Source organism: Vibrio sp. OPT46, assembly GCF_015163535.1.
In the GTDB taxonomy this organism is placed as follows: domain Bacteria; phylum Pseudomonadota; class Gammaproteobacteria; order Enterobacterales; family Vibrionaceae; genus Vibrio; species Vibrio alginolyticus.
In genome coordinates this window covers 1-234 of sequence record NZ_JADDYG010000873.1, presented here as the reverse complement: position 1 = coordinate 234, position 234 = coordinate 1, and the positions used below count along the sequence as shown (strand labels likewise).

The window sequence follows — 234 nt, the reverse complement described above, 5'->3', positions numbered from 1 at the left end:
CGTCTTTATTCATCTGAAAACCTTAATAATTCGGAAAGTACTTACTTTGGCGTGATTGATGTGACGCAAGCGTATTCAAACAACCAACAACTTGAGTACTGGGCAGGTTATGAGTGTAGTCCAACAGCAAACGCATCAAGATCAACGAACTCTTCCAACTCGGGGTTAGACCTCTTGGCTGTTCCTGAGCAAACCTACGCCGTCATTACACACATAGGCAAAGCATCAGAGCTC

1 protein-coding gene is annotated in these 234 nt (G+C 44.4%); it reads left to right on the top strand.

Features of this window, described 5'->3' with window-relative positions:
* A partial coding sequence (locus tag IQR33_RS30985; RefSeq protein ID WP_193844307.1) for a GyrI-like domain-containing protein occupies positions 1 to 234 on the top strand: 234 nt, incomplete at both ends.